Annotated in this window: 14 protein-coding genes and 6 pseudogenes; 16 read left to right on the forward strand and 4 right to left on the reverse strand. The window is 39.8% G+C overall.

Features of this window, described 5'->3' with window-relative positions; translation table 11 throughout:
* Positions 1–5: 5 nt before the first annotated feature.
* Positions 6–1,250: a DUF3440 domain-containing protein gene (locus tag AB4513_RS22610; protein WP_016800052.1), complete on the reverse strand. Its 1,245-nt coding sequence runs from the start codon at positions 1,248–1,250 to the stop codon at positions 6–8.
* A gap of 146 nt (positions 1,251–1,396) precedes the next feature.
* Positions 1,397–2,521: a carbohydrate porin gene (locus AB4513_RS22615; protein WP_016800053.1), complete on the reverse strand. Its 1,125-nt coding sequence runs from the start codon at positions 2,519–2,521 to the stop codon at positions 1,397–1,399.
* A gap of 238 nt (positions 2,522–2,759) precedes the next feature.
* Between AB4513_RS22615 and AB4513_RS22620 the strand changes: the two genes are divergently transcribed.
* From AB4513_RS22620 to AB4513_RS22645, 6 genes and pseudogenes are all read left to right on the forward strand, one after another.
* Positions 2,760–3,959, forward strand: a complete 1,200-nt coding sequence (locus tag AB4513_RS22620) for a ParA family protein (RefSeq protein ID WP_102258282.1) — start codon at positions 2,760–2,762, stop codon at positions 3,957–3,959.
* Complete coding sequence (locus AB4513_RS22625; RefSeq protein ID WP_016800055.1) at positions 3,959–5,044, forward strand: ParB family protein; 1,086 nt, start codon at positions 3,959–3,961, stop codon at positions 5,042–5,044. The genes AB4513_RS22620 and AB4513_RS22625 overlap by 1 nt, the downstream gene beginning before the upstream one ends.
* Positions 5,045–5,844: 800 nt before the next feature.
* Positions 5,845–5,952, forward strand: a pseudogene (locus AB4513_RS22630) (hypothetical protein); the annotation flags it as partial.
* Positions 5,953–6,006: 54 nt separating this feature from the next.
* Positions 6,007–6,239, forward strand: a pseudogene (locus AB4513_RS22635) (hypothetical protein); the annotation flags it as partial.
* A 543-nt stretch (positions 6,240–6,782) separates the two neighbouring features.
* Positions 6,783–6,959: a hypothetical protein gene (locus tag AB4513_RS22640; protein WP_016800056.1), complete on the forward strand. Its 177-nt coding sequence runs from the start codon at positions 6,783–6,785 to the stop codon at positions 6,957–6,959.
* Positions 6,960–7,103: 144 nt separating this feature from the next.
* Entirely contained in the window at positions 7,104–7,733 is a 630-nt protein-coding gene (locus AB4513_RS22645; protein WP_016800058.1) for a winged helix-turn-helix domain-containing protein, read from the forward strand.
* Between the two features lie 64 nt (positions 7,734–7,797).
* On the opposite strand, the gene tnaA is transcribed toward AB4513_RS22645, so the two are convergent.
* Entirely contained in the window at positions 7,798–9,213 is a 1,416-nt protein-coding gene (tnaA, locus tag AB4513_RS22650; protein WP_029203693.1) for a tryptophanase, read from the reverse strand.
* A 340-nt stretch (positions 9,214–9,553) separates the two neighbouring features.
* Between tnaA and AB4513_RS22655 the strand changes: the two genes are divergently transcribed.
* The 10 genes and pseudogenes from AB4513_RS22655 to AB4513_RS22700 all read left to right on the forward strand — a co-directional run bounded on the left by AB4513_RS22655 (position 9,554) and on the right by AB4513_RS22700 (position 22,636).
* Complete coding sequence (locus AB4513_RS22655) at positions 9,554–10,897, forward strand: opine metallophore biosynthesis dehydrogenase (protein WP_102258281.1); 1,344 nt, start codon at positions 9,554–9,556, stop codon at positions 10,895–10,897.
* A gap of 82 nt (positions 10,898–10,979) precedes the next feature.
* Entirely contained in the window at positions 10,980–11,411 is a 432-nt protein-coding gene (locus AB4513_RS22660; protein ID WP_016800061.1) for a GNAT family N-acetyltransferase, read from the forward strand.
* A gap of 3,603 nt (positions 11,412–15,014) precedes the next feature.
* Positions 15,015–16,040: a hypothetical protein gene (locus tag AB4513_RS22665; protein ID WP_016800063.1), complete on the forward strand. Its 1,026-nt coding sequence runs from the start codon at positions 15,015–15,017 to the stop codon at positions 16,038–16,040.
* Positions 16,037–16,951: an AAA family ATPase gene (locus tag AB4513_RS22670; RefSeq protein ID WP_102258280.1), complete on the forward strand. Its 915-nt coding sequence runs from the start codon at positions 16,037–16,039 to the stop codon at positions 16,949–16,951. Before AB4513_RS22665 ends, AB4513_RS22670 begins: the two co-directional genes overlap by 4 nt.
* Positions 16,952–17,076: 125 nt before the next feature.
* A pseudogene (locus AB4513_RS22675) lies at positions 17,077–17,337 on the forward strand (resolvase); the annotation flags it as partial.
* 91 nt (positions 17,338–17,428) lie between these two features.
* Positions 17,429–17,635 (forward strand): annotated as a pseudogene (locus tag AB4513_RS22680) (recombinase family protein); the annotation flags it as partial.
* Positions 17,636–19,755: 2,120 nt separating this feature from the next.
* On the forward strand, positions 19,756–20,961 hold the full coding sequence (locus AB4513_RS22685) for a DUF1611 domain-containing protein (protein ID WP_016800067.1): 1,206 nt from the start codon (positions 19,756–19,758) through the stop codon (positions 20,959–20,961).
* A pseudogene (locus AB4513_RS22690) lies at positions 20,958–22,083 on the forward strand (alanine/ornithine racemase family PLP-dependent enzyme). The gene AB4513_RS22685 and the pseudogene AB4513_RS22690 overlap by 4 nt, the downstream one beginning before the upstream one ends.
* Positions 22,040–22,405: a type II secretion system pilot lipoprotein GspS-beta gene (gene gspS2, locus AB4513_RS22695; RefSeq protein ID WP_102258277.1), complete on the forward strand. Its 366-nt coding sequence runs from the start codon at positions 22,040–22,042 to the stop codon at positions 22,403–22,405. Before AB4513_RS22690 ends, gspS2 begins: the two are co-directional and overlap by 44 nt.
* On the forward strand, positions 22,406–22,636 hold the full coding sequence (locus AB4513_RS22700; RefSeq protein WP_016800070.1) for a hypothetical protein: 231 nt from the start codon (positions 22,406–22,408) through the stop codon (positions 22,634–22,636).
* 13 nt (positions 22,637–22,649) lie between these two features.
* On the opposite strand, the pseudogene AB4513_RS22705 reads toward AB4513_RS22700, so the two are convergent.
* Positions 22,650–23,009, reverse strand: a pseudogene (locus AB4513_RS22705) (hypothetical protein); the annotation flags it as partial.
* Positions 23,010–23,384 lie beyond the last annotated feature (375 nt).

The raw sequence follows: 23,384 nt of genomic DNA on the forward strand, positions 1-23,384 counted from the left end.
TCGTATCACTCTTCTTCTCCATAGAGGGCATGGTATTGTTTTGCTAAGGACTTGTTGTACCCAAAAGAGAGTCCTCGGCACCAATAGTCATTTTTAATCAGTACTTTACAAATTCTTCTCCAACTAGGAACTTGCTTCCTAGATTCCAATTTACTCTCTGCGTAATCAGGGATGCAGGTCACTCCTTTTTGAGGACCGTTTTTACGCCACCACTGTAAGAACTTAAAAATTCGGTCTCGGTAATGTTTTTCTACATGTGGCGGCATGGTTTTCAGAAGGTATTTACTGTATTGCCGGTAGCTAAGCCCCGGTGGTAATTCAAAGCGATAATAACCAAGGATACGCCCCTGACTTTTTGAGTATCGAGCACCAAAGTTACATCCTTCTACTCTGGCAACTAATTTTTGCCAGGTATCAGGTTCTAATATTTGATATAGCCACAGCCCTTTTCTTTGCTCATCTCCAAAAGGTTGGCAAAGCCGCTGCTGTGAAAGAGGGACGCCGGCCTTATGCATTAAGTCGTAAATACGGTTGTAATCCCAACTAAAGCGGTAATTCGCAACCCAAATATCTTTAGTTTTCCAATCGTATAAGGGATAAGCCATATACACATCTGGCTGCATTTTAGTCGTCCAATATTTATCTGAAAATTTTTTTTTGGACCTATTTTTAATGGTATTGAAGCGATGTAAAGACTCATCAGCACGTATACCGATTAACACAGCGATTGGCTCACCCCTTTCCTTTTGGTACCAATGAGCAAACTTAAAAACAAAGTCTTCAAACTCCATCCCGTTTTGGAAAAAAGGGAATACATCCGGGTTTGAAATCACGCCTTTATGCGGTGGTCGGTCCCTGACCCATTGCGCTTCTTTAGCAGGATCCCAACAAAGCCATTTAGGTTGAAACTGTGAGATTGAATTCCTTAAGCTGAGCGGTAAACAAACCCAATAGGGGTTAATTTCTCCGTCCAGTACCATGCGCTCAATGAAGGCATGAGTTTCATGATACTGAGCTTCAAAGTCCACGATGAGTACATCGACAGGTAATCGACCACGCTTTTTCGCTTCTTGAATAGTCAGATTTAAAAGGACGCCAGAGTCTTTCCCTCCAGAGAAGGAGACATAGAAATGGTTAAAGTTGTCGAAAAGATAGCAAATTCTTTGTCGAGCGCCTTCAAGCACATTGTATTTTTGCTGAATTTTATCTCGAGAGAAATCGCCTTCTCTTCTTTTTTTATTGGCAATCATGATTTCCACAATGTCATTAACTACTCAAATAAAAATAAATAACTTTTGCATTTTTTATAAATTAATTATTAATAATTAATTTATTTATAAGGGCAATATTAAAGAAAAGCTCTTCCGAATTTCAAGCTCGGGAGAGCTTTGAGAGACTAGAAACTAAAGTGAAGATTACCTCTTAAACCAATAATCCAACTGTCATCAGCTTCTGAGTTCTTCGGTAAAGAATAAAGATATTGAACATTAGGAGTTAACGAGAGCGCACCCCAGTTCATTCGGTAATAGATTTCAGAGTTATAAGAGTCATCAGCTACATTAGCAGAGTTGGGCTTAGCCCAACCCAAGGCGATGCCTAGCATGCCAGGTCCTGCCTCATACCCAGTACCAAACACGACCGAAGATTTGTATAGAGCCTCAGGTCCTTGCGCGACACCGGCTCTGAAAAATGGTATCCATGAGCCGGTTTTATATATGGACGACCAATTTGCGCCATAGTTTTCGCTAGCTTTCTCTTTTCCATCACTGTGCCAAACTGTTAGGTGTGAATTCTTCAAATAAAAATCGTCTTTCGACTCCACCCAACCTATTTCTAGGGACTTAAAATATTGATTATCATTGATGAACTGTTCAACACCATCGAAAGGCTTAGTCGAATCAGCTTTTGCATCAGAGAAACTTGCATAAAAATAATAGTTTTCCGACATCATATGGCGTAGAACGCCGCCGAATGTTGATTCATCTGGGATTGGGATAGAACCGGAACCGGTACTAAACTGTAAGTTAGAAAAACCATAGTAAGGGTTACCCAACTGATAAGTATCAACATAATCAGTTGCATCTAAAAAACCAACCATCATATCAGTAGATTGTTTATTAAAGGTTTGTGTCCAATAAAGATTCGTTAACCTTAAACCTATATCACTAAAAGCTGGTTGGATTACACCAAACCCTCCGCCATTCTCCATGACAAATTCAGAGGGCGTACTCTCTGTATAACCGTGCTTATGATCAACCCTCAGCTGCAAAGCTCCGGTATCACTCTCTTTTTGGTAAGCTCGCCAATTCAATGTAATCCGTGCAATACCAGCTGCCGCACTGCTGTCTTTGTTCGGCAAGCTCTCACTGGACGTTAAACCAAAAACATAATAATCCACAGCTCCCTTTAAATCCTGGTCTTCAGCCGCATGAATCAACGTTGGCGTAACAAACACAACCGATCCCACAAGCGTTAGCCAAAAACGCTTAGTCTTTTTCGTAAATGCTACATTCTCAATCATATCAATAACTTCCTTTTTTTTTCATCGAAGTTGTACGACTCAGCTCAACTTTCATTGTTAGTCAGGAGTTATTAAGAGGGATTTGAAAAATGAATACTCGTAATTAATAGGTAATTTAAGCGCTCTCCTTTATCAACCTGTCACAATCATTTATTTAAAATCGAAAACACCTCAATTTTTTATACCAACATCAAAAATTGAGGTATATACTATTTCTTATCCCTACCCGGAGGCAGAAATGGATAATCAAAACACTACAAACACATTTCAAGCGCTTAAAATCGGTGCAGACGCTTACATTCAGCGTCGTAATCAACGTTTACTGGCCAATCATCGCAAAGAGCTGCGTAACTTTACCCGAGCAGAAGCCTCGGCCTACCTTGGCATTGATGCAAAAACGCTTGATCGGTATGTTACCGCCGCTGCGATAGATCCCCGTCGTCATGAAGACTCACAATGGTCGATCGATATCGCGGAAATGTACAAGGTACGTAACTTACTACCAGATAATCTACGTAAAGACGCTAAGTTCATACGCAGTGAGCAGCAAAAGGCGCAAGTGATGGTTATCCAGAACCAAAAAGGCGGTGTTGGTAAAACCGTTTCTGCCGCGACTATCGCATCAGGTTTAGCGACCGAGTTTCATCAAGAGTATCGTGTTGGTCTAATCGATATGGATGGCCAAGCCACGCTATCGATGTACTACGCGCCCGAAGCCGAGCAAGAAGGTAACTTGTCTGTTGGTGACTTGATGATGAAAACGTTCGACCTCGATGAAGGCGAAACCGTTGTTCAAGTCATCTCTGAAGCCTTTCTTGAAACTACCATTCCAAACCTGCGCATTTTGCCTGCCGCGCAAAGTGACCGAGCGATGGAAGGCTGGTTTCATGAGCAAGTATTCAGTCAAACCTTAAATTCACCTTATTCACTACTTAAAGACATCATCGATAGTGTAAAAGATGAGTTTGATATCATTATTATCGACACCCCTCCTTCACTAGGTTATGCAACCTTCAATGCGTATTTTGCCGCAACGAATGTGGTCTTCCCATTGTCGATTACCGAAAACGACATTGATGCTACCTGCTCTTACTTCAGCTACATTCCTCAGGTGTGGGCCCTGTTAGAGAACGCCAACCATGAAGGCTACGACTTCATGAAGATCTTACTGACTAACCATCGTGATAGCTCAACCACTACCGAATTAATGAACAACCTGTACGACAACTTCTCTCCTTACTTGTACTCAAAAGAGTTTAAGCATAGTGAGGCCGTTCGTCAGTCGTCTTCCCTACTCTCGACGGTGTTTGATATGTCGAAAAGTGAATACCCGAAAAGCAAAGCAACTTTCCAAAGCGCGCAACAAAACAGCTATGAAGTTACAAGTCAGATCTTGCGCGATATTCTGAACGTTTGGCGTGAACAGGAGAACAAATAATGGCGAAGAAACGTGGCGGGAGCCCTTTAGGCAATGCTCCTGGTTCAGCTCAAGCGCAGCAATCAGCGGCCAAAGCAAATTTAGACACTCTAACAAGTCAACTCAGCACCGAGCTAGAGAAAAGCGGGCAAAACGCTGAAGACTACCTTAGAACTAAGTTTGGATTAGAGTCTGTTGGCCAGAAAATGGTTTGGCAATTAGCTTCTGGTTCAACTGCCACTTTCAATGAAGTTACACTGTCACACGAACAAGTTAAGCAGAACTCATTTGTGACCTTTGATGTTAATGGTCGTGACCAGTCTCTGTTAACCAAAGAATCATTGGAAGATTTGAACTCGTTAGAGTTTCAGCAGTTCTATCCAGCCGTTGGCCGAGAAATTAATGGTCGCATTGATATTCTTGATGGCTCTCGCCGTCGTGCTTGGTTTTTATTTCAAGAAGGTCGTGTAAAAACATTCCGAATTCTAGTCACTCAAAACGAGCTTTCTACCACCGATGCCAAAGCGCTGGCTAAGCAGCTGCAAACCGCCAAAGAGCACAACCAGCGTGAGATTGGTTTGCAATGTCAAACTCTGATGAAGAACGGTGAGCTAACTCAAGAAGATGCGGCAAAAATCTTAAATATTAGCCGTCAAGCGGTAGGTCGAGCGCTGAAAGCAGCCAGTATTGACAGTAAGCTGATTGCCCTATTCCCTGTCGTTAACGACTTGTCTCATGCTGATTACTCCCTCTTGGCTAAGGTGATGAAAGCGTTCGCCGATGACAAGAAAGCCTTGAGTAGCTTCATTAAAAAAATAGCCGATAATGCTGTCAACGCTCAGGCTGAGCAGAGCCAAGAAGACGCTAAAGACGCTCTGATTGCTTACATTAAAGATGAGTTAAAGATCGTTGAAGCCAAGCAAGAATTAGACAAAGCTGTCATTACTCCTCTAGCAGAGTTCGACAGTAAAGGTATGTTTGCTCGTAAGCGTGTTAAAGGTCGAAACTTTTCGTATGAATTTGGTCGCTTATCAAAGGATGTCCAAGCTGAACTCGATAAAGCTATCCAATCAGTGTTAGGTAAACACCACCAATCAACTTTATAAAAAGATAAAGGCTCTCAAATTAGGGCCTTTATCTTTCACCTAACCCGTCCTAAATAAGGTTGACACATATCCAACATGAAATTAGAGAGTTACAAATACAATTATGACTGTTATCAGAACGCACTTGCGGAAAGGATAATGGAAGACTAAAGATAGAATACTCGCTGAGGATGCAAAGAAAATGGTCTCCAAATCAGTAAAAACTAGGCCCTACAATGAGTTTGGCCTCGTCAAACTCTAAAACACCCCCCCCCCGATGAAGTACATCCATCATTTTAATTAACCACTTGTTTGTCACCTCCCTCTATGCCAAATCGAAAAAATCGGATGACTACAAGCGACTAAACCATCAAGAACAAGTTGGCTTGGGAAACTTCCTTCCTTATTCTATTTGACCTAGGGTAACTTCATCCTTATAACCCAAAAATTGGCTAAGTGCAGAGTGTTTGGTTCTAGGTGAACCTAACAATCGAATTATTATCTTAGCCAAATATAAAGACCATTAATTTATTATTAATAAATAATGATAAGGCTTAATTCTTCTCACGTCCAAAAGGCTCTCTCCTGTAGTGGCCTCCTGATCCCGGACCTCATAAATGAGGGGTTCAATGGCAAAACGACAAAGACGTACATTTTCTACTGAATTCAAAAATATATGCTGCAAGCTTGGTTCTTGACCAAGGGGGCTCCATCCCTGAAGCAGCTAGCTCTATGGAATACGTGAAACAGCTTTACGACACTGGGTCGAATAACTCAAAATTGAGCAAGGTGAGGTTACTTATCTTAGGTCTGGTTCGAAGTGGGCCTACTTAGCAGTAGTGCTTGACCTATTTAGTCGACGCGTTGTGGGCTGGCCTTTATCAGATAAGTCCAATGCTGAATTAGCATCTAAAGCTTTAGGGCTGGCTTAGGAGAAACGGGGACGGCGAAGAACATGATGTTCTATTAATATCAAGGATGCCAGGACAACTCAAAGCATGAGCCTTCGTGGTAATTGTTGGGAAAACACTCCCATAGAAGGTTATTTAGAAGCTTGAAAGCCGAGTGGGTACCAGAAACAAGCTACCTGGAACAAACTCAGGACAAGAAAGACAACGGCTATTATCTGATGAGTCCTTACAATCGGCAACGCCCTCAAGAAAATGATGGGTTGTCACCAGTTAATGGCCCTTCAGCCAGTGTCCGGTACTTTTGACCACTACACCCCCTAGAACAATCAATATTCCGCCGACCATCAAAGACCATAAGCTAACCTATTTTATTTTTTAGTGACCCAAGTTCAAGCTAGACGCCCCCAAAACGCAATGAAATCTGTACTAATAAACATTAGATTAGTAAGTACACCAAAAAATGAATAGCTGCAGCTCGATTAAGAGTTCCGATTCTTTCGTAACGAATTGAGGAATAAAAGCAAAATAACAGGCTCAAGGGATCTCGTAGACAGAGAAGAAGCAACTATATAAAACAGGAAGAATGAGAGTATTAGTCAAAAATTTATTGTTATTTAACCCTCCAAAACCCCAGTTTTAAAAAACTAAACTATCACTATAAATAGATGATTTTTTTGATAAATTATTTATAAATTATCAAAAAAATCCTATGAGGAATGGCCTAAATTTTAGCCATTGCCAAATGGGTAATCTAAAATTATTAATAATCATTTTTTATTAAAATTCATTCATCTACACAGATAAATTAGAGATGTGTATATGAATAAATTTTCAAAAGGACTACTAATATGGAAACACTGATCTGCCGCTCTTTTCAATCATTTATAGATTTCTGCGATAACGATATTGTTAAAGGAAAAAATATCCACTGCACTTTTAAGGCCTGTAAGGAGAAGGACTGGCGTTGGATGCAGTTTTACCTAAACGACAAAGGAGGAAAAGAGCTGACCTTTAGCTTCATATGAAACAAAACGCCTTAACTAATATTTCGTTTAACTTCAAATTTATTCAAAATTTTGTAAATAGTATTCAAAAAATGAGCCATTATATAAAGCACTAGAAAAACTAACTGTCTTAACCATCGCTCTCTAGAAATATGGAGAAACACTATGTTAAAAGCACATCTCGAAAACCTACAATTACCTATAGGTAATTGTATATTACACAGGGATGAATCAGGGGCTCAATTGATGCTTAGCAATCAAAAGTCATTTTCAATTACCCTACCTGAAAGCTGTATCCTTGAAACTCTGATTAAGAAAGAACAACTCATTTCAACCAAAGAAGAGTTAATTATTGCCGCTTGGGGGAGCCCAGATATCATCGGGCCTAACTCTTTACCAGTCGCGATAACTAACCTAAGAAAAGTTCTAGACCTTGATAGCATCAAAATCGTCAACATCCCAAGAAAAGGTTACAAGATTCATATTCCTGAATTTGAAACCTCACTAGACCCGCCGAGAGATATAAAGTTACCACGTCACTCTAAGTTTTCGTGTCCTCTCAAAAAAGCAACCAATCATCTAAAATTATACCAATGGACTTTCATCGGCTTATCTTCAACAACCCTCGCGGTCCTACTAATCAGTTATTTCTATTTTCGATACGAACTTGAAGTTGTTAACGTGAACCTTAATAATCAATCAAGCCAAATCTGTTTAACAAAAAAGGATGAACTGAAATTAATCCTCGCCTCTTCCCAAGTTCAGGCAAGCAAAAAACCTTCAATAAACCCCTAACACCTCGTCAATTTAGTTATTAATAACTAAATCCCCCCTTATTCACAGCAAAGGGGGGTACAACTTAGAGTGCAGGTTCTAACGTAGCGTTAAAATGTCTCAATACTTTAGGTTCATAAGTAAACTTCAAACCTGAAATAGATGAGGCGCGTTTTTTCACTTCTTTAAAAGCAGCAATAATGTAATCAAGGTGAGCTTGCGTATAGGTTGCTCTGGGAATGGCTAAACGCAACAGTTCCGCTGGACAAGGCAGTTGTTCACCAGTTTCAAGGTCACACCCTTGCAATAAGGACCCTATTTCAGCCCCACGAATACCCGCCACTTTATAAAGCTCACAAGATAAAGCATGCCCAGGGAATTGTTCCGGCGGAATATGAGGTAAGAGCACACCTGCGTCAATAAATGCAGCATGACCGCCAGCTTGCTGGCAACGAACCCCTAACGCTTCAAGACCATTTACTAAATATTCAACTTGCTGAAGACGGGAAGCTAACCAATCTTCTTCCATCCCATCATAGAGTCCGACAGCTAGGCGCTCCATAGCACCGCCTTCAAGCCCGCCATAGGTTGGAAAGCCTTCCAATAGCACGCATAATGTTTTGCATTCTAATTGAACATCTAACAAGCTTTCATCTTTGAAAGCAAGCAATCCCCCAATAGGAACCATCGCATCTTTTTTCGCTGACATAGCAAAGATATCGGCATATTTAAAAGCTTCGCTAGTTATCTCTTGAATGCTCCATTCAGCATATCCCTCTTCGCGTTGCTTTACAAAATAGGCGTTCTCTGCAAACCGTGCACAGTCCATAACTACGGGAATATCATAAAACTGCGCTAACTCATAAACAGCCTTCAAATTGGCAAGAGAAACTGGCTGACCACCTGCAGAATTGCAAGTAATCGTACTCACAATATAGGGCACATTTTTAGCCCCGATCTCTTCAATGCCAGACGCGAGCGCTTTCAAGTCAAAATTGCCTTTAAAATCTCTCTTAACTTCAGTATTAAAGGCATCACGAGAAGGCACATTCATCACACGACAGTTATTTTTTTGAGTGTGCCCTTGAGTGGTATCAAAAAAGTAATTTGAAAATGCGGCCATCTTTTCTCGTTCTAGCCCCTTATCTCGTTCACGCTTATTGATCAAGGCAGGTACATACAACTGTTCAGCGCCACGTCCTTGGTGTGTAGGGATAGTAAACTGATAGCCAAATATATCTTTTACCGTTTGGCTAAGCGTCCGATAGCTTCGACTGCCGCTGTACGCTTCATCACCTCTCAACATTGCGGATTGCATGGCCTGCGTTACTGCCCCGGTGCCACTATCGGTCAGTAAATCGATAAACACTTTATCGCTATCTAACAAAAAAGGATTGTACCCCGCTTTCATTAACGCCAGCTCTCGCTCTTGTTCTGTTGTTCTTTTAACTGGTTCAATAACCCGGATTCGATACGGCTCCGGCAAATAGTGTGAATCCATAGGCTGTTCTTGATTGTTGCTAATTGCTGACATAGGGTTCTCTCCAAACATTTTCCAACGATTAAGGGTAAGTTGGTTAGAAATAACTAAAGAAGCCCATTATTCGGACACCCAAACCTCTCCTTCCCAACTTAAATAAAGATTAATCAAATAAATAAAATTTGGTATTAATTTCAGCGTAAATTAAATATTAATAAACATATTAACAACACCTAAAAGCCCTCTAAAAAAGCATCATAGCCATGAGAAAACCTGACCAAATGACATCACCGTTTTTTTAATTAATAAAGATAATTAAATAAACAATGGACTTAGAAAGTAGCACTATAAAAGTAGTGGTATGAGAATGAAAAATATACCTAGAGCATATAAATTAGAAGGAAAATGGAAATATGGAGAGCCCATTATGATACTAGGGAACACATTGGTTGCTGGAGCGGGGCCGGTCGGCATTCAAACTAGCCAAATTATGGCTCCTCTTAGTCAAAAAATAGCCCTCATCGGCAAAAGCTCCCCTCAGTGGGAAAATAGGCAAAGATTAATCAAACAACACGGATACGTTGTTTGTTGTAAGGTGAATGAACCACAATTAGCGACACTAGTCGGATTAGTTAAGTTTAATGAACTTTATACAGAGCTATCTCCCCTTCCCTCCTCTTGGGATACGTTAGTTTTAGCCACTCCAGCTCACGCCTATTGTGATGTGTTGTCTTCCTTTTCTGAAATTTTATTAAAGAACTTAAAACAAATCATTCTTATGTCCTCAATGCTCGGTGGGTGTCTTATTTTAGAAGGAATGTTAAAAAAGAAAGGAGCCTCTCCAAATATAATGCTCTTCTCTAGCTACTTTGCGACGTCTTATTTTACTTCTAACCCGACGGACAAAAATAGGGTCCTCACGGTCAGAACCAAAACAGTAAAAAAACGAGTTTATATTTACCAGTCTAAATCCAATGATGGTTTATTGAGCGCCTTGCGAAACGCTTTAGAAAAAATTGATGTTCAAGTCATCCCTTTAGATAACTCGTTCAGTGTGGAAGGCAGAAACATTGCTACTTATGTACACCCTGCTTTTATTATCAATACGTTTTCATTAGATCACATGTTGTCTAAGGAAGACGAAGTTAAGTACATGTATAAACTGTACCCAGAAGGGCCAATCACCATGAGTTCGATTAGGGATTTACTACTGCACTGGAAATCAGTTTCTCGCCTACTTGAACATTACTCAGCTCAACCGATTAATCTACTGCAGTTGCTAAATGATGAACATCACCGAGTACATGAAAAGACTATCCCCAAGGACAAAATAGTCTCTTTCAACGAGCTTGATGAGATAGAGCAGGAATATCTACTCTACATACGATATAGCACAATCCTGATAGACCCAGACCCGTTTTCAAAAGGTAAAACCTTTGAGGTTTCAGCCAAACCTTATATCAAAGGAAAAGTTAGAAAAGGAAGACTACTACTCCCCAGAACTCCTCTAGAAGACCTACAGACCCTTTATTGGCTTAACCACTTAGTTCAAAGCTCAAGCCTAATCTCTTCTGTCACATTTCCCTCAATAGAAGTGTTTGAAAATTGGATAAAAGAAAGAAACCTACCAAATACGCTAATCCAGGCTTTAAAACAACGCGCAAAAGAATATTACGAATATGCAACCCCATCTATTAGCCCCTAGTAATTACTAGGGGACACACATATCTTTTAATTCGCATTTTAGCGTTTTGCTTCAAAAAGATAACAGGAAAAAGGAGATTAAGGTGTTAATAAGAAAAGCGACGCTCAACGACATATCCTCTATCAATGCTCTGTGTCACGAGCAACTAACAGGCAGCCACAGTAAAATTAGCCATTACAAGAGAGAGCAGAACGAATACAGCTTAAGTGATTACAATTTCAGTAAAATCAGAATCATTGATCTAGTTTTTACGGAATCAATGATGAAGGAGAAGCTAAACAATAAAAATATCTATTTTTTTGTCGCTGAAACAAAAAAGAATAAACAAGTCATAGGTTACCTAATGGTTAGTGTCCATCCTCCTAAAAAAAGGCCGGCTCTCCAACAACGTCTCCCATCTTTCTACGCTTACATCGAACGATTTTATGTGTCGTATAAATACCATGAACAAGGTATTGAGCTTGCCCTACTCAACAGCTTTGATTATTGGAAAAAATACAAATCAGCACACTAATCATTATCTTTCAAAAAACCATGAAATTTGTCAATGCTCAGGCTGAGCATTGACAAATTTTCCCACAATCAAATCAATCTAAAGCTGTTTTTCTATAAAAGCCCATCAAACCTTCTTGATACCCAATCAAAAAGAAAAGGGCGAAACTAATATTGCCAGTGAGTTGCGAAAAGACAAGACAACACACACCACTACGACCCAAGCTAAAATAACGTATTCAATCGGTCACCAGTTATAAATTGCCCCAAGCCCCCTGGTTATCCCAAACCAAAGTAAAGGCGAGACAGCGAGTAACCAAGGAGTTTGGACCTCGATTTTTTATATGTCGGTTGCACCAGAAAAAAATAGCAACATGAAACGTCGATACCACAGCGTAAATCACACCGGTAATTAAGGTGTGACTGAGACACTACATTGTGCTTGGATACTGGTAGGAGGGCAGGGTAGGAGAGTATTAGAAGAGAACAGTTCATCTGCTTGGCATATGTGGCTTCAAACATCGAAATTAAAGCTAAGCGGTGTTCTGCTATTCGCTAGACAGATCTACGAGAGAAAGCCCTAATGCCTCACCTATGACATCTGGACAACTAGAAATTCGTGAATTTTAAAAGAAGGTATCTCGTCTTAAATAGGTTGACGATTTTTAGCAAGCCTGTAACGGAATTTTTTGTTTTTTCATACATATTATTTGGCCTGTTCATCTTACGAATGAAGGCGTCCGTTGACAATGACAACTAATGAACGCCCTCATCAGATTGAACATAAGTCATGTAGCTCACCAAAAACTCCTCTACCTTTGAAGAAAACATTTATTTTACCAAATTCGGATGCTTTTTCATTCAATGCCTTTTTCATTGTTTTGGTGTAGCTCCATTTTGGCTTAACCAGCAACCGCTCTTCTTGAAGGTAGTTAAACTAAACATCGCGGCCCAGCTTTATTCCTTTAGCTATCAATTGAGGTTTTAGTAAGAGAAGTGAAGCTTGTGAGTTCCTAGTCGAGACATGAAGCGCCTTAGTGCAAGCTCACCTTGACAATTTTTCTCTCTGATATACACATTAAAGATAAATATCGCGTAACGAACAAGCCCTAATTACGCTTACTTTCTTTTCGAAGGCTTCTTGCCGCCCTCGGTGATTTCGGCATCGTGCTCTTCCTTGAACTGACTAAATAATCCATTTCTCCATTTTCAATGGTATCCACAACCTGTATTTAAAGCCTAGTGTGTAATCTCGCTGAGTGCTCTTAACGTAGTGTTTATTTGGGATGGTCATAATTAGTCCTCAATGTATAAACATATTTCAAGACGGGGAAAATATTAAAAAAACCACGACTCTGCTGATAGTTTAACAGTCGGACAAGAGATAAAGTTTATCGATGGCTTACAAGCTCGTCGGAAACCTAAAAATATCATGGACCGCAGCGGCCAAGGCTGTCACTAAATAAGTGGAAAGTATCATCAATTACTGCGGTGCTTCCAGATAAAAAACTTATCTCGACGAAAAAATTGCAGGGAGTAGGCGACAATCGAACGTTTTTTAGAAGCTTAAATACTAAGTGGATTCCCGCAATAAATTATCGCAGCTTTGCAGAGACTCAAAAAATCATCCAATACATAATTAGATATTCCAGCCAACTTAGGCCATATCAGTATAATGGTGTTCTGACACTCATTGGCTCAGAACGATTGATTGTCTTGAAAACCGTGACCAATTTTATTGGACCACTATACTCTTGCCTCTAAAGAAAGATAAAGCCCAATTAAGCGATAAACGTAATTTCCCATCTAAGGGTTGATAAAGATTGCTACAAAGTTAGCGTGGTTGCATGACATTGGTATTCCTACAACGTTCGCGAGCTTGTTCGGTTGTGGAGTGGAACAGCACCTACCGACAATTTCAATTTAATAATCAGTAATTTCAGAGCAAGCTTCAGGAACACATTCGTCAAAGTTGGATTTCATTTACGCAACAAGGTTTAAGTCGATTTTAAAGTTAATCTTCTCAGGGACGATAGTAGAAATAGCCTCTGAAGCCAATTTCTATCCAAGAGTGAGAGAAAGGGGCGGTAAATTATAATTATTGACTTAACCTTTGAAATTCGAGAGTTCGTAATATTTGATTTCTGGCGTTGGCACTTAAGGTTCTTCCCAAGGCAAATTAATCCCACTGTCATTAATATAATCAGCGCTCAACACACACAACTCATCACAACACGAATCAACCTTTGTCCAATCCTAACATCTATAGGCCTCATCATTTGCTTGAGGAGGCTATTGCCGATTGTAGTAGCTCATCAGGTAATAGCGGCTGAGCTTGTGTCCACTCGATTTTCAAATTTATGAATAACTTCTCCATGGGAGCATTGACGATCCCATGTCAATACTTACATCATAACTGAAAAATCTTTCAATATAATGGAGGGAAATTTACAAACGATATAGCGTTTCAAAAATCTTTGTGTTTCTCTTATCGAAAGTCCCTCTGCTTCTCTTCGCTACATATAGTTTTGTCTTAGGATCCTTCTCATTCTATCAAAACTACTGTCATCGGTGTCAGGATGTCTTTCCTGATGAAGTTTGTAACGAACTCACTTCAAAGAGGTTAGGTAAATGCAAACTCTTTGCCTAACCTCTGTAGATTAGCACATGCTGTAACCAACAATATCGCAGCTACACATGATCACACCAAAGTGTTCCATTAATGTTGAAGCTCTTTCTTTAGTTCGCATGAGAGAAACTTTTCGTAAGTAGATTTAAATGATAAATAGGTTTGACTGCATAAAAAATCGAGGAGACATAGCAAGCTCGTTTAATTCAGTCAGGCGCAGTGACGAGTAATGCATGAAACTGATTTACAGCCTGGGATGATCTAAAAAACGAAAAAGATCTTCACCATAAGAGCCCGCATTAATAGTAGCGATTTACCACCTAGTTTAGTACCTAAGATCATTAGACCACTACAAACCCAACCCATTTATCAATTACATGCAATTGGTAAAAAATATAGCTAAACATTAAGAGTAAGACATAAAATTATTAGAGAACTAACATTTACCCAACAACTAACATCAAAAATCTCTCGAGATTTGATGTTAGTTGTTGGGTTACCGACTGAGCCTAAGTGAAGTTGGTATATCTTGAAACTAGATCCTAAAGTTTCTAGTTTCTTAGAGTTCATCTAAATGTATCAACATCTACCGATTCAATATCAACATCTACCGATTCAATATCAACATCTACCGATTTTATATTGATATTAAACGATCAAACATATAAACATTTACCGAAATAAGATTTTTTAGTATTAACATTAGCCGATCTAAAAGAAAGGTAAGATCATTAATTTAAGTTAACTTATGATAATTAACCTAAATTGGTTATAAAACGATCAAAACATTAGATAAATTATGAATTAAATACATAGTTTGATCATTGTGAAGTAACTAAACATTTACCGAAACAAGTAGTTATTTACCGATATTTATACATAATTTATGTGACGAGCTATAGATATTTACCGAAATAATATAGACATCTACCGAAGTTGATGATGTAAGTAAGGTTATCTGTTAAAATGATACTATCTCATTCTTAGGTAATGATCATGACGTTATCATCCAACTCTAGCCTGACGGTTATTAATGAAGAAGACCGAAAAAATCGGTTTATCTCATCGATTCTGTTCTCTCGAGCAACTATTTTTCATCCTGCTTCTCGTTTGACTTCAACGATGCAGTCAAAATTGATTCAAATTGCTCAGAGTGGTGGTACAGATCCAAATCACCCATTAGAGAGTGTTAATATTAATAGCTATGGGAAAAGCTTCAGGGTTGATCTACATGTAGATTATCTCCTACAACCTCATCGCGATATCCTCGAGACTATGCTGGCCTATGCTCAAACTATTCAACTCGACGATGCTTCTTATGAAGCGGGATCTCGTTTAAATTGGTCCCAAGTATATCAAACCATTTCTGATGGTGATATTTCTGACACTCAACAAGATGGTTTCGACTCTTTTATTGACCGGGATGCAACCGTTTTATCGATGAGTATGTATGAGCTAGCAACCCGAATGGGAATGGCGACAACTCGTCCGAACTACGATCAAATTGAGCGTCGTATTACTCAATTGGCAACGGCTCATTTGGTGATTAATGAACTCGATGAAGAACAGAACGTTGTAGGCAAAAAGCCCTTAGAATTTGTGCAAGATTACCGTTTCTATTGTGATCGAAGTAAATTCAAAACCGGCCGTAAAAACAGTAAGAATCTAACTAACCATGTATTCTTAGTGCCAGACATGCGCTTGCTACAAGCGATACGCGACCATGGTTACTATTATCGATTAGAACAACACAAAATGACCAACTATAGTAAACCGTCAGTTCGCTCATTCTTAAAATACATTACCACGCACAAAGCAGAATTTTTACATAACAAAAAGTTTGAATGGGCGCTCGATAGTTACATTCAGTCTATTGCTTCTAAAGTCAGCCATAGCTTCCGTAGCGATCTAAGAAAAGATTTGTTGGCCAATGCCGTGCAAATTGAAAAAGATTTTAGTCTTCAATTTCGCGATGTTGGTAATGGTATACAGATCTTTTATATTGGGGAGGGTAAATCATGATTACTCAATCTCTTGATAGCTTGATGTCTTCACCTGCGAGCCAAAGCCTAGAGTTCAGTATAAAAGGCTTACTCAAAGGGCATGTAGGTATGTTGATTGCCGCACCGAATGTCGGTAAATCTCACCTTGCACTTTGTATTGCGATGGAACACGCTTCTTCAATGTCTTTACTAGGGATGAGCGCGGCCGACAAACCGGCTAAAACCTTGGTACTGAGTTCAGAAGACGGGGCTGGCGTGATTCAATCTCGAATGAAAGAAAAGCTGGTTAATTGCACTGCCACCATTAAGTCAGAGCTAAAAAAAAATCTACATTTTTTAACGGACATTGAACCGATAGTGCTCCCGCCCGACAGCTCTGCACAAGAAAAAGTAGAACATAAGCAGTATTTAGAACAACTCAAACAAATTTTCTCTGAATTCGATTTAGTGATAGTAGACACCGTGACTGAGTCAATAGGCCGTTGTGAGGAAGTCAAACACGATCGCTTAATCAAAAATGTCTTCCAAAGCCTTGCCAGTGAATCAGGCGCTAGTTTATTGCTTGTTCATCATGTGAATAAAGAGGAAATTCGTGGTAATCAAGAAATTACCATGGCATCTGGGGCTGGTTTAACGTCGATAATGCGATTAACAAAGTGCTTATTTACGTTAAAGAGAAACAAGGATTTCCTGTCGATTAAGTACCTTAAGAGTAATTATTTACCTGAAAATGAAAATCAAGAGTTTGCGGTTGAAGTAAGACAAAACCTTACGATTAATCCACAGGTATTCAGTTTGAAATCCAAGACGTCTAAGTCTGTTCGATCGGTGCAAAGTATTAAGCAAAATCCAAAAAAAATTACGCTGCCTGGAACTATCCCGGAACAAGAAGAAATTGAAGAGCGTAAAAACCTCAGAGACGTTTTGTAAGCTAGCTCTCACATTTTCAAAAAGCACCGAATTTCGGTGCTGTCTTTTTGTCTGACTCTGTTCGCACTTTCTTATATCCGTTCACTTTTTTGTCTACCTTAGATAATCTTATTTAAGGTGAAAACATGGTGAACTACGCATATTTAGGAGTCTCTTCAGACAACCAATATGTAGCAAACTAAAAGCACGGGCTCTATGACTCTACCAAAAAGGTTGGGATAGGTAATTTGGTGTTTGTAGAAGTCAGCCGTATTGCACGTCTTACCTCACAAGTGCTCAAAGCACTCTAAGTGAGCATGGAAAATAAAATTATCGTCTATATTGCTAATCAGAATTTGCAACTGGATGGTTCAATGCTGTGTCGGATAATGGCAACAGTACTAGGCGCCAAATTTGGTTTTATTCTAGGCTTATTTCATGAAAATTGTCTATGTCCGTGTCAGTACCTAAGACTAAACGTCCGACGTTCAAATTTAACAGCTAAACCAGTTGTTGGGCTTTACGAGGGAAGGGGACATTATTCACGTTACCAAAGTCGATTGGATGGCGCGTAATACCATCGATGCATTGCAAATTACCGCTCAGCTCGCGCAAAAGAAAGCCGGTTTTGTTTTTATGTTCGATGCAGTTTTTAGGAGGCCGCATGACAGTTTGTCCCACAAGATCCGCCGAGATATATCTAGGTGAATTCGACCGATTTTGACTCCACCGTAAAGGCGGTTTAGGTACATGAGGTGCTCGTTAAGGATTTCGAATCTACCGACTCCATAAGACTAGAAGACAATCTAGGTTAAGGTGTCAGGATTATATATTGTGACGGCGTAACAAGTTTTGAGCCGATGCGAGAAGATTACGTTTGCGAAGAAAGTAGAAAGGACGAGAGAAACAACGTTCGCGTATCGGCCTCTTCTCTTTATGACGACTAGGAACAGGCTCTTAACGTCGATATCACGTTAAATAATCGTTAATATTTACTTCATCAATTTGCTCAGGCTGTAAATAGTCATCAGTAAGACGTTTACAAACCCTCGAACTTAAAAAAAAAGCGAACAGAGCAGGGTCAACGCTTCAAAGAGATCGGCAATGGCCATGACTTTTGTGGTAAGAGGCATCTCTGAGCCCGTTAAGCCCATAGGTTACACTTACCATTAATTTTCTCATGGTGGCCTCCCGCAATTTTTGCCAAGTTTCGAATATGTTGTGGGAACGGTAGCTACTCCAAAATATGGATGGTTTGAACAATGTGATCGTTGATGATAAACCGTTCTTTCTCTGTTAACGTGCCGCTCTGAATACCTAAGTTGTGCATTTATCCTTTATTCGCCTGATATTGCTTCGGCTGGGTATTTATCTTTTTTCGTGTACTGCTTCATTTCTTCTGAAGATGTACCGAGTTGTTTACTTAAGGTTAGAGTCCACATTCGTGAGATGATATTAGGTTCAGTTGGTGTGATAAACTCTGCTCCCAAATTAAGCTGAGCTAAAAATTAAAAATATTGATTCAACTGTTCACAATTTTCTATTAGTTGATCTCACCATCCAACTGGATACGCTTGCACCAAAGACTTCAATTTCGTAATTTCTTCCTCACGTTTAAGAAGCTTGAAGCGTATTCTTACTTCGTGGATCCGGTTATAAATCGCTTCCAGTTTTGTTGATTTTTTGACCACACTTTCGGGTGTCGTGATTTTTCCACAGTCATGTAGCCAACTCGCCATTTTCAACTCTTGCCACTCTTTTTGAATTAAGAAAAAAGTGGTCAAAAGGCGGTAAGGTAGATTCTTGAGCTGCGCGAGTTAACCACTCGGCTAAGATTGGAACACGTTGGAAATGGTTTCTGTATAAAGGGATTTTTTGTCTAATAATCCTGCAATAAATTTGATGAATTGGTTAAGGAGTCATGTATGGTTTATGGTGTGCACGACATGGAAATTTGATTCGATAGGGACAGCAAGGAGTGCCTTGAAAAGACATTTATTGCCAGAGTTTGTGTGCTATCCCGTCAGTAGCCTTGATTCATACCATGTACAACGTTGATTTGATGAATTTAGTTGACTTAGGCTGGCGCTGCCAACCGTAACCTTGATGTGCTTCGTTCTATTTTTAAGTATGCTGTTCAGCAGCGTCTTGTATGGAGAATCCTTGTGATGGCATTAAGCAAAACCGTAAAAAATAGCTTAATCACACATCTTAAGTATGGAAGAGCCAAAGCAGCTTAAAATCGTTTTAAGGTGCTAAAATTGCTCCTTTTAATGGGTTGTCTAATTTAAGAGGTGACGGGGCTGAGATGGTCTTTTGTCAAAAATGATGAATGGCACCGCAGTTGTTAGGTCATAAGCGTATTCCGTCAACGCTTCGTTTGCCCATGTGAATGATGCGCAAGTATCGCTATCTTCTGAGGCGATAGGGGAAGTCATTCGTGGAATATTATCAGGTCAGTTTATGAGTAAACCTAAAAATCGAAAAGTGAGAGCATCCAAACCTAAACAGACGAGCTCCCAAGCGCAGAGGAAGACTTATCAAAGCAATGCCAACACGTACTGATGAGGAAGTTGAACGGTTTAGGTATCTGTGTTGATATTAGGATGTTAATTGAGTCGATTCTCGGGCGATAACTCACTCTAGTAAGGGCTAATTTTCAAAGTGATAGACGCAGAAGTGTCTTAATATTAACCAACAATAGTCTGGTAAGTGTGTTACCTTGGTTTTTATCCCTACCGCTTAGTAGGGACTTCTTTTCTTTTCCGAACTCACATCTCGGCACTCCTTAGTTGCCCTTCTAAGCCTCACCGCAGGCTTTAATTATGTCCATTTCAACCCAAAAGTTAAGAAACATCTTCAAATTCACTAGAATTGAAAATTTTAAAACCAACTACAATGTAACTCATATCGCTCCTTGGCTACCACTTGCTCAGAAAGTGAAACCTGTCATCCCTTCGGCAATTATATATTGCGAAGGTAATTTCGGTGAAATTGATGGTAAAACCGCTAATGGGCTAGTGAGGCATTCATTAAGCTATCGTATTCTATCGGTTATTGATAGTGTATCTGCCGGCTTAGATGCTGGAGAAGTACTTGATAACAAAGCCAATGGAATACCGATCCTTGCCAATGCTGAAGAAGCTATCATTCACGCGGAAAGCATTCCCGATTACTTCATCTTTGGCATTGCGCCATCAAGTGGTTTTTTATCTGACTTAGATAAAAGCATCATTTTAAATGCCATGTCACTAGGAATGAACATCGTAAATGGCTTACATGAATTCCTAACTGATGATCCTCTATTTTTAGAAGCTAGCTTAAAGAATAACGTTCGAATATTCGATACTCGCAAACCCAAAAGTAAAGGCGATCTGAAAACGTTTAGCGGGAAAATACATAACGTTAAATGTCCGAGAATTGCTGTAATGGGGACGGATTGCGCGCTAGGAAAACGAACAACAGCAACAATATTAGCGAATGAACTGACTAGAAAAGGCCTTAACGTCGTTCTGATTGCCACTGGTCAAACAGGTATTATGCAAGGCGCACAATACTGCGTTGCACTCGATGCTGTCCCTTCACAATTTTGTGCCGGTGAGTTGGAATCTGTCATTGTACAGGCCTATGAAAAAGAAAATCCGGACCTGATTATTATTGAAGGGCAAGGAGCCTTGAGTCATCCTGCGTTTTCAACCAGCGCATTTATCTTACGTGGCAGTTGTCCAGCGGGTGTGATATTGCAACATGCTCCTAAACGTTTATATCGTAGTGATTTTCCTGATTGCCCAATGCCTTCGATTGCTTCAGAAATCAATCTTATCGAAACGTTTTCTAATACCGATGTTATTGGACTAACACTGAATCATGAAGATATGTCTTTAGATGAAACCTGTCGTGCGATAGACAGCTACACTACCGAATTTGGTATACCGGTTACTGATGCATTATCACAGCCTGTCGAACATCTACTGCACATCGTAACGTCAGCCTTCCCTATGATAGCAAGAAAACTGGCCGCAAAAGGGTGAACTGCCCTAGATTAGACATTGATTGTGGGAAGATTCACCATAACGCTCAGTACCTGATCACTCAGCTCTCACTAAAAAATATATCCGTTACACCTGTAACAAAAGTCTTCCTCGGCCACCCTATCATCGCACAAGTTCTTATTGATGCTGGCGTAACAATGTTAGCCGATTCAAGAATGGAAAACCTTCAAAAGATGACTGAATCAGGCATTGCTATCCCTAAAATGCTGATACGTACGCCCATGCTAAGTCAAGTGGCGAGTGTAATAAAATACAGTGATATGAGTTTAAATTCTGAAGTTGAAGTAATTCAGAGGCTTTCACATGCAGCGGAACAACAAAATTGCCGTCACGGTATCATTATTATGGTTGAGCTTGGCGATCTCAGAGAAGGTGTGATGCCGAATCGCGTGATTGATTTTATCCGAGAGATTATTTCTTTACCGAACATCACGATAAAAGGAATTGGTGCGAATTTAGCCTGTCGGTATGGCGTCGCTCCAAATGAACAAAATATGAATATTCTTTCTGATCTTGCCGATGGAATTGAAGCTACATTTGGGGTCAATCTAGAAATTATTTCAGGGGGTAATTCTGCTTCAGTTAACTGGGCTCTTCAGAGAACAGGCTTAACTCGAGTCAATAACCTTCGTATAGGAGAAGCAATTTTTTTAGGCTGTGAGCCTTTAGAGCACGAAAATATCAAAGGCTTACATACGGATGCGGTTTCTTTGACCGCTGAAGTGATTGAATCCAAGATTAAACCGACTTTGCCTTGGGGAAGTCGGGGGTTAAATGCTTTTGGTGAAAAAGAAAACCTTCAAGATAGAGGGGAGGTATCACAAGCTATTCTGGCATTAGGCCGCCAAGATGTTTGTGTCAGCGGGCTTAAGGCTCCGAATGGGATTAAGATCATGTCTTCAACTAGCGATCACTTTGTCCTTGAATCCTCACAGAAACCACTACTTGTAGGGGAAAAAGTCACATTCAGTTTAGATTACAGTGCGCTCTTATCTTCTATGTCTTCACGTTATATCCATAAATATTTTAAGGCACCTAAAGGGAGAAGAAGCGCATAATGCAACGAACAACAGTAATTTTCTTCGTCAGTGTCATGCTTAACGGTTGTCAGATAAGCCCAATAAAATCTAATGGGCTTGCCGATTATAGAGCGACGGTTATCTCAAGCCAACTGCCACAAGAGTTAGGCTCAATCACACTCGTAAATGCTCAGTCAGAGGGCAATAGTGTCACTCTTATTTTCGTAAAAAAGAAAACTTTGAATATGGACAGCTTAGTAGAAAAAGTCGCCGTTAGTTTTTGTGACAACATCGAAATAAGACCACTATTAGAGAGGGGGGTCTCTTATCGAATCATTACCTTAGGCAAAAATGAGAACGTAGAAAGCCTTAACGTCATTTCTCTAGCTAAGTGCTCTAATTGAATGCTTAGCAGTCGAATGGATAAAAGCCAATACGAGTTGTTCAATGTACTAAATGACACTATTTTATTAAGGTTTGACCGCCTTACGCCTTGGGAAAAAAACTTTATCACGGACCTACACCACAAAGCTTTAACTAAGCAGCTCATTTCAACGAAACAAGAACAACTTGTCTTAAAAATTTCAATGAAAGCCTACAAATCAAAGAAGAAAATCGAACATTCCAACTTTTAATTTAAGCCTGTATATACCTAATCGGTTGTTGCTTTCGCATTTGGCTTGGAAAAGAAAATTGCTGGCTGTTGGAAGTCATCAAAATCCATTTCATGAGACTCTGTTGAGTTCTTGTCTTTTTCTCAAATTGAACTTCAAGGTCTGTTTTTCTCTGAATCTGCTTAACACGGCTAAATATCCTATTTTGCGAAGAGACCTCGCAACCCCGGAAGTAGAGAAAATCACTCGATCTTAGTTTGTTATCAAGAATGGCTCAGTTAAGTAACGCAAGCTACATCCAACTACTATCAATCTCTAGTTTGGTTTTGATCCGCCAAATCTCTTCAAGCCGAAAGGAAATGTCGGATAGACGGCACCTGTTACCAGGTGCCACCCTCCTCAGAACCGTACGTGCAACTTTCACTGCATACGGCTCAAGCCTCCACAAAGGCACAGTGAAGCACCCAGTAATTAAATCGTTATAGGACTAGAGCGAGACCAAAAGTTGATCGCAACATTAGCTCTTCGTGTTAATTACCTTTGCGATACGCACTTGAAGCTTTAATACCTCGCCAATGAGCACTCAGTAATTGAGAGACCACGGTTCGTTGTAAGAAGATGCACTAATTTCATTCGAAATCATCATTTGCTTTCTCTAACCTCCTTTACCTGCATACCTATCGGCCACCTTCACAGGTAGCTTTCCCATAGGGAGGTATACAGGCTTACCCTGTTCCGTATGTCGCGTAAAAATGTCAACTTAGATAAT

Origin of the sequence: Vibrio sp. 10N.222.54.E6 (assembly GCF_041473955.1) — a bacterium.
GTDB classification, from domain to species: Bacteria; Pseudomonadota; Gammaproteobacteria; order Enterobacterales; family Vibrionaceae; genus Vibrio; species Vibrio tasmaniensis_A.

Coding starts and splice junctions, on each gene's coding strand:
- AB4513_RS22670 (WP_102258280.1), top strand. CDS start 16,037: ATGATTACTCAATCTCTTGATAGCTTGATGTCTTCACCTGCGAGCCAA.
- AB4513_RS22665 (WP_016800063.1), top strand. CDS start 15,015: ATGACGTTATCATCCAACTCTAGCCTGACGGTTATTAATGAAGAAGAC.
- AB4513_RS22615 (WP_016800053.1), bottom strand. CDS start 2,521: ATGATTGAGAATGTAGCATTTACGAAAAAGACTAAGCGTTTTTGGCTA.
- gspS2 (WP_102258277.1), top strand. CDS start 22,040: ATGCAACGAACAACAGTAATTTTCTTCGTCAGTGTCATGCTTAACGGT.
- AB4513_RS22700 (WP_016800070.1), top strand. CDS start 22,406: ATGCTTAGCAGTCGAATGGATAAAAGCCAATACGAGTTGTTCAATGTA.
- AB4513_RS22685 (WP_016800067.1), top strand. CDS start 19,756: ATGTCCATTTCAACCCAAAAGTTAAGAAACATCTTCAAATTCACTAGA.
- AB4513_RS22655 (WP_102258281.1), top strand. CDS start 9,554: ATGAGAATGAAAAATATACCTAGAGCATATAAATTAGAAGGAAAATGG.
- AB4513_RS22625 (WP_016800055.1), top strand. CDS start 3,959: ATGGCGAAGAAACGTGGCGGGAGCCCTTTAGGCAATGCTCCTGGTTCA.
- AB4513_RS22640 (WP_016800056.1), top strand. CDS start 6,783: ATGGAAACACTGATCTGCCGCTCTTTTCAATCATTTATAGATTTCTGC.
- AB4513_RS22610 (WP_016800052.1), bottom strand. CDS start 1,250: ATGATTGCCAATAAAAAAAGAAGAGAAGGCGATTTCTCTCGAGATAAA.
- AB4513_RS22620 (WP_102258282.1), top strand. CDS start 2,760: ATGGATAATCAAAACACTACAAACACATTTCAAGCGCTTAAAATCGGT.
- tnaA (WP_029203693.1), bottom strand. CDS start 9,213: ATGGATTCACACTATTTGCCGGAGCCGTATCGAATCCGGGTTATTGAA.
- AB4513_RS22645 (WP_016800058.1), top strand. CDS start 7,104: ATGTTAAAAGCACATCTCGAAAACCTACAATTACCTATAGGTAATTGT.